Below are 13,857 nucleotides of genomic sequence, written 5' to 3'. Positions count from 1 at the left end.
CCTCCGGGGCGCAGGGCCCACGGTCGGGGGAAGCCGTTGGGCCAGTGGCCGGTTCCGGCGCGCGGGGCGGGCGGCGGGTCGATGGGGTGGGTGGGGTGATCAATGGGAGAAGTCGCAGAGCGCAGATGTCGTGGGTGCTGGCCGCGGTGATGGCCTGGGGGCCGGTGGGGGCCGCCGTGGCGGCGCCCCCGGCCGAGGGGCCCGAGGCCGGGGAGCAGACCGTGGGGGAGCTGGTGCCCGGGGTGGAGGGGGGCGGGCGGCCGGAGTATCCGATGGACACGCCCGACCAGGTCCTGCCCCCGCTCCAGCCGGAGGGGGAGGTGCCGGTGCCGGAGCCCGAGGCGACGGAGGAGGGGGAGGTGGAGTTCATGCCGCGGAGCGCCGTGGGGGCGGCCTGCACGGCGAGCACGGGGAGCCACCAGCGGCGCGTGGAGCGGCTGCTGGGGCTGAGGGCGGACGGGAGGCAGTCCGTGGCGGACTGCAAGGCGATCCGGGCCTTCCAGGTGCGGGAGAAGATCAAGCCGGCGAACGGGTACGCGGGGCCGGTGACATGGGCGAGGGCGGAGCTGCTCGCGGCGCGGAAGTCGCTGGACCCGGCGAAGCGGTGCCCGGTGCGGACGTACCCGGTGGCGTGCGTGGACCTGGACCGCCAGCTGATGTGGGTGCAGAAGGGGAAGAAGGTCACGTTCCCCGTGGTGAACATCCGCAGCGGGCGCCCCGGGTACGCGACCCGGACGGGCTGGAAGTCGGTGTACTGGCGCCACAAGGACCACTGGTCGTCCATCTACGACACCCCCATGCCGTTCGCCCAGTTCTTCGACGGCGGGCAGGCGTTCCATGCCGTGTACGGGCAGCTCGCCACGCCGACGGGAAGCCGCGGCTGCGTCAATCTGAGCTACCGGAACGCGGAGAAACTCTGGGGCGTCCTCAAGAAGGGTGACCGGGTCTACATCTGGGGGAAGCGGCCGGGCGGCTGACACCTGAGAGACTGGGCGCGATGACTGAGACACCGCCGCCCCGCAGAGCCCGCGCCGAGATCGACCTCGGTGCGCTGCGTGCCAACGTCCGCACGCTGCGCGCCCGCGTCGCCCCCCACGTCCGGATCATGGGCGTGGTCAAGGCCGACGCGTACGGACACGGCGCGGTGCCCTGTGCCCGGGCCGCGCTGGAGGCCGGCGCGGACTGGCTGGGCACGGCCACCCCGCAGGAGGCGCTGGCGCTGCGGGCCGCCGGGATCACCGACGTGCCGGTGATGTGCTGGCTCTGGACGCCCGGCGACCCGTGGGACCGCGGCATCGAGGCGGGTCTCGACATGTCCGTGAGCGGGATGTGGGCGCTGCGGGAGGTCGTCGCCGCCGCGGAGGCGACGGGCCGGCGGGCGCGGATCCAGCTGAAGGCCGACACCGGGCTCGGGCGCAACGGCTGTCAGCCCGCCGACTGGCCCGAGCTCGTCACCGAGGCCCTGAAGGCGGAGGCGCAGGGCCTCGTCAAGGTGACGGGACTGTGGTCGCACTTCGCCTGTGCGGACGAGCCCCACCACCCGTCGATCGCCGCGCAGCTCGACGTCTTCCGCTCGATGCTGGACCACGCGGAGAAGGCGGGCGTCGAGCCGGAGGTGCGGCACATCGCCAACTCGCCGGCCACCCTGACCCTGCCCGAGGCCCATTTCGACCTGGTGCGGCCCGGCATCGCGATGTACGGCGTGTCGCCGAGCCCGGAGCTCGGCACCTCCGCCGAGCTCGGCCTGCGGCCGGTAATGGCGCTGAAGGGGAGCGTCGCGCTGGTCAAGGAGGTGCCGGCCGGGCACGGGGTGAGCTACGGGCACCACTACGTCACGGAGCGCGAGACCACCCTGGGCCTCGTCCCCCTGGGGTACGCCGACGGCGTCCCCCGGCACGCGTCGGGCCGCGGGCCCGTCCTGGTCGGCGGCCGGGTCCGTACGGTCGCCGGGCGGGTCGCCATGGACCAGTTCGTGGTCGACCTGGACGGCGACACCCCCGAGCCGGGCACCGAGGCGGTGCTCTTCGGCAGCGGGGAGCGGGGCGAGCCGACGGCCGAGGACTGGGCGGTGGCGGCGGACACCATCGCGTACGAGATCGTCACCCGGATCGGCGCGCGCGTGCCGCGCGTCTATCTGGACGCGTAGCGACGCACGAGGGGGATGGCGTGGGCGAGTCCAGCAGCTGGCGGCGGGCGGGGTTCGCCGGTGCCGCGATAGGCGTGCTCGCCGCGGGAGCGGCCGCCGGCGTCGCGGTGGAGCGGCTCACCGTGGGCCGGTCCGTGCGGCAGAAGGCGCGGCTGGCGCTGGACGCCACCGATCCGTACGGCGGTCTGCGCGGCACGCCGGGGCGGGCGACCGCCGACGACGGGACGGTCCTGTACTACGAGGTGGACGAGGTCGAGCCGGACCCGTCGGCCGGCCGCCGGCGGCGGCTCTTCGGGCGCAGGGAACCCGCCCCCGTCACCGTCGTGTTCAGCCACGGCTACTGCCTCAACCAGGACTCCTGGCACTTCCAGCGGGCCGCGCTGCGCGGCCTCGTCCGCAGCGTCCACTGGGACCAGCGCAGCCACGGCCGCTCCGGCCAGGGGGTGGCCCAGACGGGCCCCGGCGCGGTGCCCGTCACCATCGACCAGCTGGGCCGGGACCTGCGGGCGGTCATCGACGCGGCGGCGCCCGAGGGCCCGCTGGTGCTCGTCGGGCACTCGATGGGCGGCATGACGGTGATGGCGCTCGCGGAGCGGTGGCCGGAGCTGGTCCGCGACCGCGTGGTCGGCGTCGCCTTCGTGGGCACCTCGGCGGGCCGGCTGGGCGAGGTGTCCTACGGGCTGCCGATCGCCGGGGTCAACGCCGTCCGGCGCGTCCTGCCGGGGGTCCTGCGGGCGCTCGGCTCCCAGGCCGAGCTGGTCGAGCGCGGGCGGCGGGCGACCGCCGACCTCTTCGCCGGGCTGATCAAGAAGTACTCGTTCTCCTCGAAGGACGTGGACCCGGCGGTGGCCCGGTTCGCCGAGCGGATGATCGAGTCGACCCCGATCGACGTGGTCGCCGCGTTCTACCCGGCCTTCGCCGACCACGACAAGGCGGCGGCCCTCGCCGTCCTCCGGGGCGTTCCGGTGCTCGCGCTCGCCGGCGACAACGACCTGGTGACCCCCAGCTCCCACACCGAGGCCATCGGGGACCTGCTCCCGGACGCGGAGCTGGTCATCGTCCCCGACGGCGGCCATCTGGTGATGCTGGAGCACCCCGAGGCGGTCACCGACCGGCTCGCCGACCTCCTCGTGCGGGCCGGCGCCGTCCCGGAGGCGGTCCGGCCGCGGTGAGGCCGGACGGCCGCAAGAGCTAAGTTGGCGGGTATGGAAGCAGCGCACCCGCCCGTCTCCGGCGCGACCCTCTCGGTGGACTCCCCGCAGCAGATGCAGGACCTCGGCCGCCGGCTCGCGAAGATCCTCCGCCCCGGCGACCTCGTCATGCTCACCGGCGAGCTCGGCGCCGGGAAGACCACGCTCACCCGCGGCCTCGGCGAGGGGCTCGGGGTGCGCGGCGCCGTCACCTCCCCGACGTTCGTCATCGCCCGCGTCCACCCCTCCCTGGTCGGCGGACCGGCCCTGGTGCACGTGGACGCGTACCGCCTCGGCGGCGGTCTCGACGAGATGGAGGACCTCGACCTCGACGTCTCGCTGCCCGAGTCCGTGGTGGTGGTCGAGTGGGGCGACGGCAAGGTCGAGGATCTCACCGACGACCGGCTGCACCTCCTCATCCACCGGGTGACCGGAGACACCGACGACGACCGGCGCACGGTCGTGCTGCGCGGGATCGGGGCCCGCTGGGCCGGCGAGGAGCTGGCCGCGCTCTGAACGGCGGGGGCCGGACGGGCGGCGCGCCGCCCGTAGGTTCCGACAACGTGTCGGCAAGGTGTTGCGTGGGTCGTACGCGCCGTGGTCACATGGACGGACGAGCTGGTTAGGCGTACCTAACCTACGGGAGGCATGCATGGCTGCGCCGGAGCGCGCGGAACCCGGCCGGGACCACGTCTCGATGAGTGAGCTGCTGGCGTCCTGCGTGGCCGCCCGGGCCCTGTCGACCCCGCCTGCCAAGGCGGCGGAGGAGCGCGAAGGGGCCGGCGACGAACCGTCGGACCTGCGCGACGAGGCGGCCTGACCGCCGGATCACCGGGCGGCGCGCCGCCCGGACGCCGTCGCGGAGGCCAGGAGCGGGAGGCCGGCCGTCTCAGGCGACGACGACGACCTTGGCGCCGATGACCGCGAAGGTCCACAGGGCGTCCCCGTCGGCCCGCTTCATCCGGATGCCGCCGGTCTTCTTCGTCGGGTCGGGGGTCGGCGTGGAGCCGTTCACGGCCGCGCTGAAGCCGATCGCCACGTCCTCGTTGTTCGCGAACCGCACCACGTGCTCGATCTGCACGCCGTCCGAGCCGCGGACCGAACCCGAGCGCGAGGTCACCCGGTAGGCGCCCGGCAGCGGGTCCACCGTGCTCGGCATCACCGTGAAGGTGCGCGTCGCCTTGCCCTTGGCGTCGACCAGCCACACCCGGCGGTCGGTGAGCGCGTACACGACCCGCTCGCCGGTGCCCGAGGCCGCCGGCACCGCCAGCGGGTTCGCGGGCGGCCGCTTCGGGCCGCCGGTCGGCGAACCGGAGGGGACGGAGGCGCCCGGATTCCGGGGCTTCACCGAGAGATCGGCGGGGGCGCTGGCCGAGGCCTGGTAGGCGAGGAACGCGACCGCCGCGACGGCCGCCGCCGTGAGCCCGGCCACGAATCCCGAGCTGCTCCGTGCCACCGTGCCCACCTCTCGTACGAACGTATCGAAGGGTGACGGTAGCAGCCGCCGGGCCGAGGTTCGGGGCACCGGGCCCGGGAGCCGTAGGCTGTTCGCGTGCTGTTGCTCGCCATGGATACCGCCACCCCCGCCGTCACCGTCGCCCTGCACGACGGCGAGGCCGTCGTCGCCTCGTCGAGCCAGGTCGACGCCCGCCGTCACGGGGAGCTGCTGCTGCCCGCCGTCGACCGGGTCCTCAAGGAGGCCGGCCTGAGGATCGACGCGGTCACCGGCGTCGTCGTCGGCGTCGGCCCCGGCCCGTACACGGGCCTCCGCGTCGGTCTGGTCACCGCCGCCACCTTCTCCTCCGCGCTCGGCGTGCCCGTCCACGGACTGTGCACGCTCGACGGCCTGGCGTACGCCGCCGGCCTCGACGAGCCGTTCGCCGTCGCCACGGACGCGCGCCGCAAGGAGGTCTACTGGGCGCGGTACGACGACTCCCGCACCCGGGTGACCGACGCGGCCGTCGACCGCCCCGCCGACATCGCCGAGCGGCTCGCCGGCCTCCCCGTCGTCGGCGCGGGCGCCCGTCTGTACCCCGACGCCTTCCCCGACGCGCGCGACCCCGAGCACCAGTCGGCCGCGGCGCTCGCCGGGCTCGCCGCCGAGCGGCTGGCGGCCGGTGGGGACGGCTTCCTCGACCCGCTGCCGATGTACCTGCGGCGCCCCGACGCCCAGGTGCCGAAGAACTACAAGGTGGTCACCCCCCAGTGACCGCCGTGCTGCGGGAGATGCGCTGGTGGGACATCGCCCCCGTGCTCGCCCTCGAAGCGGAGCTCTTCCCCGAGGACGCCTGGTCCGAGGGGATGTTCTGGTCCGAGCTCGCGCACTCCCGGGGGCCCGGCGCCACCCGCCGCTACATCGTCGCGGAGACCCCCGACGCGGACGGCGGGCAGCGGCTCGTCGGCTACGCGGGACTCGCCGCGGCCGGCGGACTCGGCGACGTGCAGACGATCGCCGTCTCCCGCGACCAGTGGGGGACCGGGCTCGGCGCCCGCCTCCTCACCGACCTGCTCCACCACGCCACCGCCTTCGAGTGCGACGAGGTCCTCCTCGAGGTGCGCGTGGACAACACCCGGGCCCAGAAGCTCTACGAGCGCTTCGGCTTCGAGCCCATCGGTTTCCGGCGCGGCTACTACCAGCCCGGAAACGTCGACGCGCTCGTGATGCGACTGACCGTTCAAGGAACCGGGACAGAGATCTGATGTCCGTACCGACCCATGGCTGGAATGACTGATGGCTGCTGACGAACCGCTCGTACTCGGCATCGAGACCTCCTGTGACGAGACCGGCGTCGGCATCGTCCACGGCACCACGCTCCTCGCGGACGCCATCGCCTCCAGCGTCGACACCCACGCCCGCTTCGGCGGCGTCGTGCCCGAGATCGCCTCCCGCGCCCACCTGGAGGCGATGGTCCCGACGATCGAGCGCGCCCTGAAGACGGCCGGCGTCTCGGCGAAGGACCTCGACGGCATCGCCGTCACCGCGGGTCCCGGCCTCGCCGGCGCGCTGCTCGTCGGCGTCTCGGCGGCCAAGGCGTACGCCTACGCCCTCGGCAAGCCGCTCTACGGCGTCAACCACCTCGCCTCGCACATCTGCGTGGACCAGCTGGAGCACGGCAAGCTGCCCGAGCCGACGATGGCCCTGCTGGTCTCCGGCGGCCACTCCTCGCTGCTGCTCTCCGCCGACATCACGTCCGACGTGCGCCCGATGGGCGCGACCATCGACGACGCGGCCGGCGAGGCCTTCGACAAGATCGCCCGCGTGCTCGACCTCGGCTTCCCCGGCGGACCGGTCATCGACCGGCTCGCCAAGGAGGGCGACCCGGCCGCCATCGCGTTCCCACGCGGTCTGAGCGGCTCGCGGGACCCCGCGTACGACTTCTCCTTCTCCGGCCTCAAGACCGCCGTGGCCCGCTGGATCGAGGCCAAGCGGGCGGCCGGCGAGGAGGTGCCGGTCCGGGACGTGGCCGCGTCCTTCCAGGAGGCGGTCGTGGACGTGCTCACCCGCAAGGCCGTCCGGGCCTGCAAGGACGAGGGCGTCGACCACCTGATGATCGGCGGCGGCGTCGCCGCCAACTCGCGGCTGCGGGCCCTCGCCCAGGAGCGCTGCGAGCGGGCCGGCATCCGGCTGCGGGTGCCCCGGCCCGGCCTGTGCACGGACAACGGCGCGATGGTCGCGGCGCTCGGCTCGGAGATGGTGGCCCGCAACCGGCCGGCCTCCGACCTGGAGCTGTCGGCGGACTCCTCCCTGCCGGTGACCGACCCGCACGTGCCCGGCAGCGCCCACGGGCACGACCACGCCCACGGGCACGACCACGTGCACGAGGTCAGCAAGGAGAACCTGTACTCGTGAGGCTCACCCTCATGTGGGAGGCGCGGGCCGCCCAGGACCGGGGCGCCGAGCTCCTGGAGTGGGCGCGGGCGCAGGTCCTCGCCCGGGAGCCGGTCCGCCGGGAGATCTTCCGGGCCCCGCAGGACCGGGTCCTCGTCCTCACCTGGTGGGAGGCGGAGACCTTCGACGCCGAGCTGCCCGAGCTGCCGGAGCCGGACGCCGAGCTGATCACCCGCCCGGTCCACCGCTGGCGCTTCGAATCGGTCGAATAAACGACCTTCGGGCAACCATTCGACCGCCGGGGGCATCCCACAGCGCGTGAAGAAGACGATCGCGCTGTGGGCGGCCCTGACCGCCGTCGCCCTCCTGGTGACCGGCTGTACGGCCGGGGACGGTCCGGCCGCCGCTCCCGCCCCCGTGGCCACCCCGACCGGCCCCGCGCCCGCCGACGGCGCCACCGCGGGGACCGCCGGAGGAGCGGCCGGCGCGCACCGGGCCCCCGGAGCCGGCGGCGCCCGCGCGGCCGCCTACCGCGCCTGGGGCCTCAGGCCCCTCGCCGCCCCGCCCGCCCCGCCCGCGGTCAAGCCCGTGGTCCGTCCGCCCGGCGGCCCCGTGCCCGTCATCAGCGAGATACCCACCCGCGAGAAGATCGTCTTCCTCACGTTCGACGACGGTGCCGAGAAGGACCCCGCCTTCGTCGCGATGATGAGGGACCTCGGCATCCCGTTCACGATGTTCCTCACCGACGCCGCCATCCGCGCCGACTACGGGTACTTCGCGCCGCTCGTCGCCCAGGGCCACGGCCTCGCCAACCACACCCTCACCCACCCGAATCTGCGCACCCTCTCCCAGGACGCCCAGCGCCGCGAGATATGCGGCCAGCAGACGCGGCTGCGGGAGCGGTACGGCACGGCCCCGCGCCTCTTCCGGCCCCCGTACGGCAACTGGAACGAGGCCACGCGCGCGGCGGCCGGGCAGTGCGGGGTCGACGCGATCGTCCTGTGGCGCGAGTCGATGCAGATCACGAACATGCAGTACCAGCGCGGCGACCGGCGGCTCCGGCCCGGCGACATCGTCCTGGCCCACTTCCGCGGCCCCTCCGAGCTCAAGGGGCGCACCATGACCGAGATGACGGCGACGATGCTGCGCCGCATCCAGGAGCAGGGCTTCACCGTGGCGCGCCTGGAGGACTACGTCTAGGAAATCTCCCTGGCGTGGTGTCGATGCGGCGCCTCCCCGTTCGACGTATGTGTGGACGGCGGGGAACGGCCCCGCCACCGCACCCCCGAGGAGCCGTCATGCCCCGCTTCCTGTCCCTCGTCCGCATCGAGGAGAACACCATCGACATGGAGAGCGCCGACCCCGGCTTCGAGGAGCGGATGGGCGCGCTCTTCGAGGAGATCACCAAGGCCGGCGCCATGGTGGACACGGCCGGGCTGAAGCCGACCTCCGAGTCCACCCGGATCACCTGGTCGAACGGGAAGCTGTCGTTCACCGACGGACCGTTCACCGAGACCAAGGAGGTCGTCGGCGGCTACGCGATGCTCCAGTGCAAGGACATGGCCGAGGCCGTCGAGTGGGGGAAGCGGTTCCTGGCCGTCCACCCGCCGCACTGGAAGGTCGGCCTGGAGGTCCGCGAGGTCGAGGAGATGCCGGAGGGCTGACCCGCGGTGTGCTGTCATGTGACCCGTGACGGTGCAGAACACGCTGGAGACGGTCTTCCGGATGGAGTCGGCGCGGATCATCGCCACCGTGGCGAGGATCGTCCGCGACGTCGGCATCGCCGAGGAGATCGCGCAGGACGCGCTCGTCTCCGCCCTGGAGCAGTGGCCGCGGTCGGGCGTCCCGGAACGGCCGGGCGCCTGGCTGACGGCCGCCGCCAAGCACCGCGCCGTCGACCTGGTGCGGCGGCGCGAGACGTACGCCCGGAAGCTCGCCGAGGTCGGCCGGACGCTCGCGGAGGAGTCCTACGACCCCGAGCCGTCCGGCCCCGGCGACATCGACGACGACGTGCTGCGGCTCGTCTTCACCACCTGCCACCCGGTCCTCTCCGCCGAGGCGCGGGCGGCGCTGACGCTCCGGCTCGTCGGCGGGCTCAGGACCGACGAGATCGCCCGCGCCTTCCTCGTCCCGGAGGCGACCGTCGCGGCGCGCGTCACCCGCGCCAAGCGGACCCTCGCCCGGGAGGGCGTCGCGTTCGAGGTGCCCTACGGGGAGGAGCGGGCCGCCCGGCTCGGCTCCGTCCTGGAGGTCGTCTACCTGGTCTTCAACGAGGGGTACGCGGCCACGGCGGGCGACGACCTGCTGCGGCCCGCCTTGTGCGAGGACGCGCTGCGGCTCGCCCGCGGACTGGCCGTCCTCATGCCCGGGGAGAGCGAGGTGCACGGCCTCGCCGCCCTCCTCGAACTACAGGCATCCCGGACGGCCGCCAGGACCGGCCCCGACGGACGGCCGGTGCTCCTCGCCGAGCAGAACCGGCGGCGCTGGGACCGGCTGCTGATCCGGCGCGGCTTCGCGGCCCTCGCGCGGGCCGGGGACGGGCGCTCCTACGGCCCGTACGCCCTCCAGGCCGCCATCGCCGCCTGCCACGCGCGGGCCGCCTCCTACGAGGAGACCGACTGGGCGACGATCGCCGCGCTGTACGGCCGGCTCGGCGTCCTCGCGCCCTCCCCGGTGGTCGAGCTCAACCGCGCCGTCGCCGTGTCGATGGCCGAGGGCCCGGCCGCGGCCCTCCCCCTCGTCGACGCCCTCGCCGCCGAACCGGCCCTGGCGCGCTACCACTTGCTGCCCAGCGTCCGCGGCGACCTGCTGGCCAGGCTCGGCCGGACGGCGGAGGCCCGCGCCGAGTTCGCGCGGGCCGCGGCCCTCACCCGCAACGAGAGCGAGCGGGCCCTGCTGCGGTCCCGGACGGGAGAGCCGGAGGACGGCGGGCGGGGCACTGCGGCGGAACCGGGTGACGGCGGGCGGGGAACCCCGTCGCGGGGGGCCGACGGCGGCACTTAGGGTGCTCGGCATGTCCCCGCGCACGCCGCTCCCTCCGCCGCCCCCGCCCGCCGAACTCCGCAGCTGGCCCGACCGGGAGGCGCTCCTCGCCGACCGGGCGCGCGCCCTCGACGCGCTGGGACGACGCCTGCTGGGCCCCGGACGGCTCGCGGTGTTCCTCGTCTGGTGCGCGCTGCTGGAACTGGGCTGGGGCCTCGTCGGCGTGCTGCTGACCTCGCTCGGCGGACCGGCGCCCGACCCGCTCACGGTCATGACGGGGGTCGTCGCCACGGTCCTCGGCATCGGCGTCCTCGTCCCGGTCGGCTGGCTGACCGTCCGCGGCCTGCGCCGCGACCGGACCGTCCGCGACCTGCTCCTCCGGTGGGCGGCCCTCGACCGCCACGGCCCGACGGACGCCCGGCTGCGCGCCCCCGCGCTCAGCGCCTGCTGGCTGCTGCTCTCCTTCGCGCTGTGCGGGACGGGGCTCTGGCTCGGCTTCGCGGTGCCCGCCGGAGCCCGCTGGGAGGACGGGGGCTACGGCCTGGTCGCGTACGGCATGGGCGCCGCCCTGATCCTCTGGGTCACGGGCCTCACCGGCCTGGCGAAGGCCCTCGGCCACTACCGCTTCGCGGTGCGGCTCACCGGCCCCCGCCCGCGGGCCGGCCGATCAGCATCGTCGGGGCTCCCGCGACCCGAGTGAGCAGCACCGTCGCCGCGTGGGGGCCCTTGGGCTTCACCTTGCGCCGGATCTCCTCGGGCTCGACCGCCGAGCCGCGCTTCTTCACGGTCAGTGTGCCGACCTCGCGCTCCCGCAGCAGCGCCTTCAGCTTCTTCAGGTTGAAGGGGAGTTCGTCCGTGATCTCGTAGGCCGCGGCGTACGGGGTGGGGACGAGCGCGTCCGCCGTGACGTAGGCGATCGTCTCGTCGATCAGCCCGCCGTCCAGCTCCTCGGCGACCTCGGCGACGAGGTGGGCGCGGATGACGGCGCCGTCCGGCTCGTAGAGGTAGCGGCCGACCGGCCGGACCGCCGGGTCGGGCAGCCCGCGGCCGGTGACGGCGGCGCCGGAGGGCAGCAGCGTGGCACGCCGGGCGCCCGGCTCGGTGCCGAACCAGAGCACCGCCTCCTTGACGTCGCCGCCGTCCGAGATCCACTCGGCCTCGGCGTCCCCGGGGACGGCCTCGTGCGGGATGCCGGGCGCCACCTTCAGCGCCGCGTGCGGGGCCTTGCGGGCCGCGTCGACGGCCCAGGACAGCGGCGGCGAGTACGCCTCCGGGTCGAAGATCCTGCCCCGTCCGCCGCGGCGCGCCGGATCGACGAAGACCGCGTCGTAGCGGCTGGTGTCGATCTCGGTCACGTCCGCGCAGCGGACCTCGATCAGCTCCGCGAGGCCGAGCGCCTCGGCGTTGGCGCGCGCCGTCTCGGCGGTCAGCGGGTCGCGGTCGACCGCCAGGACGGAGATCCCGGCGCGGGCGAGCGCGATCGCGTCGCCGCCGATCCCGGAGCAGAGGTCCGCGACGCTGCCGACGCCGAGCTCCTTCAGCCGGGCCGCCCGGTGGGCGCCGACGGAGGCGCGGGTCGACTGTTCGACGCCGTTCGGCGTGAAGTACATGCGGTAGGCGTCCTCGGCGCCGAACTTCGCCACCGCCCGCTGCCGCAGCCGCGCCTGGCCGATCGCCGCCGTCACGAGCTCGGCGGGGTGATCGCGGCGCAGCCGGGAGACCACCGCCAGCTCCTGGGCGGGGTCGTGGTCGCGCAGGACGGTCAGGAGCGTCTGGCCCTCGGGGCCGAGCAGGGAGGCGAAGGAGGCGAGGTCGGTCACCCGTCCCATTGTGGGCCCTGCGCCGCTGTGGGCCGCCCGGGGGACGGCGGGGCCGTACGGCGGTGTCGCGCGGGGTGGAGGGGGTCCCGCGCTGACAGGATGCGGCGCCATGCAGCTCGTACGACAAAAGGAACAAATGATGGCAATCGGCGTGCCCCCTTCCCGTCCTCGGGCCCTCGGGGCCGCCCTCCTCGTCGCCGCCCTCGCCGCGACGGCCACGGCCTGCTCCGGCGCCGCCGAACCGGACCGGGGCGCCCCCGCCCCCGCCGCCGGACAGCAGGCCCCCGCCGCCCAGGGCGCCTCCGGAGCGCTCAACGCCCAGCTGGAGAAGGTCCGCAAGCAGCGCGCCGCCCGCGCGCTCGCCGCGAAGAAGTGGGGGCTCACCCTGACCCCCCTGGAGGCGCCCGCCCCGCCCGCCGTCAAGCCGAGGATCACCACCCGCAAGGGCTTCGAGACCGACGGCGAGGGCCTCCCGCCCGTCTTCACCACCGTCCCGACCAAGCAGAAGGTCGTCTTCCTCACCATCGACGACGGCGCGGAGAAGGATCCCGCCCTGCTGCGGATGATGGACGAACTGCGGATCCCCTACAGCGCCTTCCTCAGCGACTACGTCGTCAGCGACGACTACGGCTACTTCGCGAAGATGCAGAAGTCCGGGGTCTCCCTGCACAACCACACGCTGAACCACCGCTACCTGCCCGGCCTCTCCTACGCCCGGCAGAAGCGCGAGATCTGCGGCATGCAGGAGGTCATCGAGAAGAAGTTCGGCAAGCGGCCGCCGCTCTTCCGCCCGCCCTACGGCAACTACAACGAGGACACCCTGCGCGCGGCCGCGTCCTGCGGCGTCAAGGCCGTCCCGCTCTGGGCCGCGGAGGCCTTCCCCGACCACATGGAGTGGCGCGAGTGGGACCGCGACCTGCACCCCGGCGACATCGTGCTCACCCACTTCCGCGGCAAGGGGGACTGGAAGGGCTCCATGCCGGACATGATCCGACGGGTGATGAACGTGATCACCTCCAAGGGGTACGCCGTGGCGAAGCTGGAGGACTACGTGTGAGGACCCGGGCGCGGCGGTGGACCGCCGCTCTCGCCGTGACCGGCGCGCTCCTCGCCCTGCCGGCCTGCGCCTCCTCGGTCGACCCGATCGAGCGGCTCGGCCGGAAGGCGGCGGAGCGGGTCGGCCCCCGGCCCGCGCCGGCCGGGGAGGCCGTACGCGCCCGCCCGGCGCGCCGGGCCGGACAGGCGCGGGACGTGCGCCGGGTCCGGGAAGGGGCGCCGTCCGGCGCCCCGCGGGGGGCCGGCGCCCAGGGGTGCGAGGGCCGCGCGCACGACCTGCCGGAACGCCGTCCGGTCACGCCACGGAGCGATGAATTGGCACTCCGCTTGACCGAGTGCTAATCGCGGTCATAGTCTCGGCCCTGGCACTCCCCACTGGAGAGTGCCAACACAGCGACAGGCAGGTCCGGCACCCGCGACGACGGATCGACCTGGTCGCCACCTCAGACAGTTAGCCCCGTGAGATCTCCGAAGGGGGAGGTCGGATCGTGACGACCACCAGCTCCAAGGTTGCCATCAAGCCGCTCGAGGACCGCATTGTGGTCCAGCCGCTCGACGCCGAGCAGACCACCGCCTCTGGCCTGGTCATTCCGGACACCGCCAAGGAGAAGCCCCAGGAGGGCGTCGTCCTGGCCGTGGGCCCGGGCCGCTTCGAGAACGGCGAGCGTCTGCCGCTCGACGTCAAGACCGGCGACATCGTGCTGTACAGCAAGTACGGCGGCACCGAGGTGAAGTACAACGGCGAGGAGTACCTCGTCCTCTCGGCTCGCGACGTGCTCGCGATCGTCGAGAAGTAATTCACCGAAGTACCTGAAGCAGATGCTTTGAGCTGCG

General features: G+C 74.3%; 18 protein-coding genes. 16 read left to right on the top strand and 2 right to left on the bottom strand.

Annotated elements, in window-relative coordinates; translation table 11 throughout:
- The first annotated feature begins 125 nt into the window (after positions 1–125).
- The 5 genes from ACZ60W_RS08830 (at position 126) to ACZ60W_RS08810 (ending at position 4,156) form a co-directional block, all read left to right on the top strand.
- Positions 126–977 carry a L,D-transpeptidase gene (locus ACZ60W_RS08830; protein WP_469754675.1) on the top strand — a complete coding sequence of 284 codons (852 nt, stop codon included), beginning with the start codon at positions 126–128 and terminating at the stop codon, positions 975–977.
- 20 nt (positions 978–997) lie between these two features.
- Positions 998–2,146: an alanine racemase gene (gene alr, locus ACZ60W_RS08825; RefSeq protein ID WP_469754674.1), complete on the top strand. Its 1,149-nt coding sequence runs from the start codon at positions 998–1,000 to the stop codon at positions 2,144–2,146.
- Between the two features lie 20 nt (positions 2,147–2,166).
- Positions 2,167–3,318: an alpha/beta fold hydrolase gene (locus tag ACZ60W_RS08820; protein ID WP_469754673.1), complete on the top strand. Its 1,152-nt coding sequence runs from the start codon at positions 2,167–2,169 to the stop codon at positions 3,316–3,318.
- Positions 3,319–3,351: 33 nt separating this feature from the next.
- Positions 3,352–3,852, top strand: a complete 501-nt coding sequence (gene tsaE, locus ACZ60W_RS08815; RefSeq protein ID WP_469754672.1) for a tRNA (adenosine(37)-N6)-threonylcarbamoyltransferase complex ATPase subunit type 1 TsaE — start codon at positions 3,352–3,354, stop codon at positions 3,850–3,852.
- A gap of 136 nt (positions 3,853–3,988) precedes the next feature.
- Positions 3,989–4,156 carry a hypothetical protein gene (locus ACZ60W_RS08810; RefSeq protein WP_469754671.1) on the top strand — a complete coding sequence of 56 codons (168 nt, stop codon included), beginning with the start codon at positions 3,989–3,991 and terminating at the stop codon, positions 4,154–4,156.
- A gap of 69 nt (positions 4,157–4,225) precedes the next feature.
- Here ACZ60W_RS08810 and ACZ60W_RS08805 read toward each other — a convergent pair whose 3' ends face one another.
- On the bottom strand, positions 4,226–4,792 hold the full coding sequence (locus ACZ60W_RS08805; protein ID WP_469754670.1) for a hypothetical protein: 567 nt from the start codon (positions 4,790–4,792) through the stop codon (positions 4,226–4,228).
- A 96-nt stretch (positions 4,793–4,888) separates the two neighbouring features.
- On the opposite strand from ACZ60W_RS08805, the gene tsaB reads away from it, so the two are divergent.
- From tsaB to ACZ60W_RS08765, 8 genes are all read left to right on the top strand, one after another.
- Positions 4,889–5,545 carry a tRNA (adenosine(37)-N6)-threonylcarbamoyltransferase complex dimerization subunit type 1 TsaB gene (tsaB, locus tag ACZ60W_RS08800; RefSeq protein ID WP_469754669.1) on the top strand — a complete coding sequence of 219 codons (657 nt, stop codon included), beginning with the start codon at positions 4,889–4,891 and terminating at the stop codon, positions 5,543–5,545.
- A 17-nt stretch (positions 5,546–5,562) separates the two neighbouring features.
- Entirely contained in the window at positions 5,563–6,036 is a 474-nt protein-coding gene (gene rimI, locus ACZ60W_RS08795) for a ribosomal protein S18-alanine N-acetyltransferase (RefSeq protein WP_469754745.1), read from the top strand.
- Positions 6,037–6,067: 31 nt separating this feature from the next.
- On the top strand, positions 6,068–7,186 hold the full coding sequence (gene tsaD / locus ACZ60W_RS08790; protein ID WP_469754668.1) for a tRNA (adenosine(37)-N6)-threonylcarbamoyltransferase complex transferase subunit TsaD: 1,119 nt from the start codon (positions 6,068–6,070) through the stop codon (positions 7,184–7,186).
- Positions 7,183–7,437, top strand: a complete 255-nt coding sequence (locus ACZ60W_RS08785; RefSeq protein ID WP_469754667.1) for a hypothetical protein — start codon at positions 7,183–7,185, stop codon at positions 7,435–7,437. The genes tsaD and ACZ60W_RS08785 overlap by 4 nt, the downstream gene beginning before the upstream one ends.
- Positions 7,438–7,483: 46 nt before the next feature.
- Positions 7,484–8,365, top strand: coding sequence for a polysaccharide deacetylase family protein (locus ACZ60W_RS08780; protein WP_469754666.1), 882 nt, complete (start codon positions 7,484–7,486; stop codon positions 8,363–8,365).
- Between the two features lie 98 nt (positions 8,366–8,463).
- The gene (locus ACZ60W_RS08775) at positions 8,464–8,829 is read left to right on the top strand and encodes a YciI family protein (protein WP_469754665.1); all 366 of its coding nucleotides are present in this window, start codon (positions 8,464–8,466) and stop codon (positions 8,827–8,829) included.
- Between the two features lie 61 nt (positions 8,830–8,890).
- Positions 8,891–10,168 carry an RNA polymerase sigma factor gene (locus ACZ60W_RS08770; protein WP_469754744.1) on the top strand — a complete coding sequence of 426 codons (1,278 nt, stop codon included), beginning with the start codon at positions 8,891–8,893 and terminating at the stop codon, positions 10,166–10,168.
- Between the two features lie 10 nt (positions 10,169–10,178).
- Complete coding sequence (locus ACZ60W_RS08765; protein ID WP_469754664.1) at positions 10,179–10,847, top strand: hypothetical protein; 669 nt, start codon at positions 10,179–10,181, stop codon at positions 10,845–10,847.
- Here ACZ60W_RS08765 and ACZ60W_RS08760 read toward each other — a convergent pair.
- A complete protein-coding gene (locus tag ACZ60W_RS08760; RefSeq protein ID WP_469754663.1) occupies positions 10,786–11,976 on the bottom strand; it encodes a THUMP-like domain-containing protein in 1,191 nt (396 codons plus the stop codon). The two genes, ACZ60W_RS08765 and ACZ60W_RS08760, sit on opposite strands and share 62 nt — an antisense overlap.
- Before the next feature lie 130 nt (positions 11,977–12,106).
- On the opposite strand from ACZ60W_RS08760, the gene ACZ60W_RS08755 reads away from it, so the two are divergent.
- The 3 genes from ACZ60W_RS08755 to groES all read left to right on the top strand — a co-directional run bounded on the left by ACZ60W_RS08755 (position 12,107) and on the right by groES (position 13,820).
- Positions 12,107–13,024: a polysaccharide deacetylase family protein gene (locus ACZ60W_RS08755; RefSeq protein WP_469754662.1), complete on the top strand. Its 918-nt coding sequence runs from the start codon at positions 12,107–12,109 to the stop codon at positions 13,022–13,024.
- The gene (locus ACZ60W_RS08750; RefSeq protein WP_469754661.1) at positions 13,021–13,365 is read left to right on the top strand and encodes a hypothetical protein; all 345 of its coding nucleotides are present in this window, start codon (positions 13,021–13,023) and stop codon (positions 13,363–13,365) included. Before ACZ60W_RS08755 ends, ACZ60W_RS08750 begins: the two co-directional genes overlap by 4 nt.
- A gap of 146 nt (positions 13,366–13,511) precedes the next feature.
- The gene (groES, locus tag ACZ60W_RS08745) at positions 13,512–13,820 is read left to right on the top strand and encodes a co-chaperone GroES (RefSeq protein ID WP_017239619.1); all 309 of its coding nucleotides are present in this window, start codon (positions 13,512–13,514) and stop codon (positions 13,818–13,820) included.
- Positions 13,821–13,857 lie beyond the last annotated feature (37 nt).

The organism is Streptomyces sp. NPDC104202 (assembly GCF_055584185.1).
The sequence above is the reverse complement of the archived record's forward strand: the minus strand, read 5'-3'. Positions and strand labels throughout refer to the sequence as shown.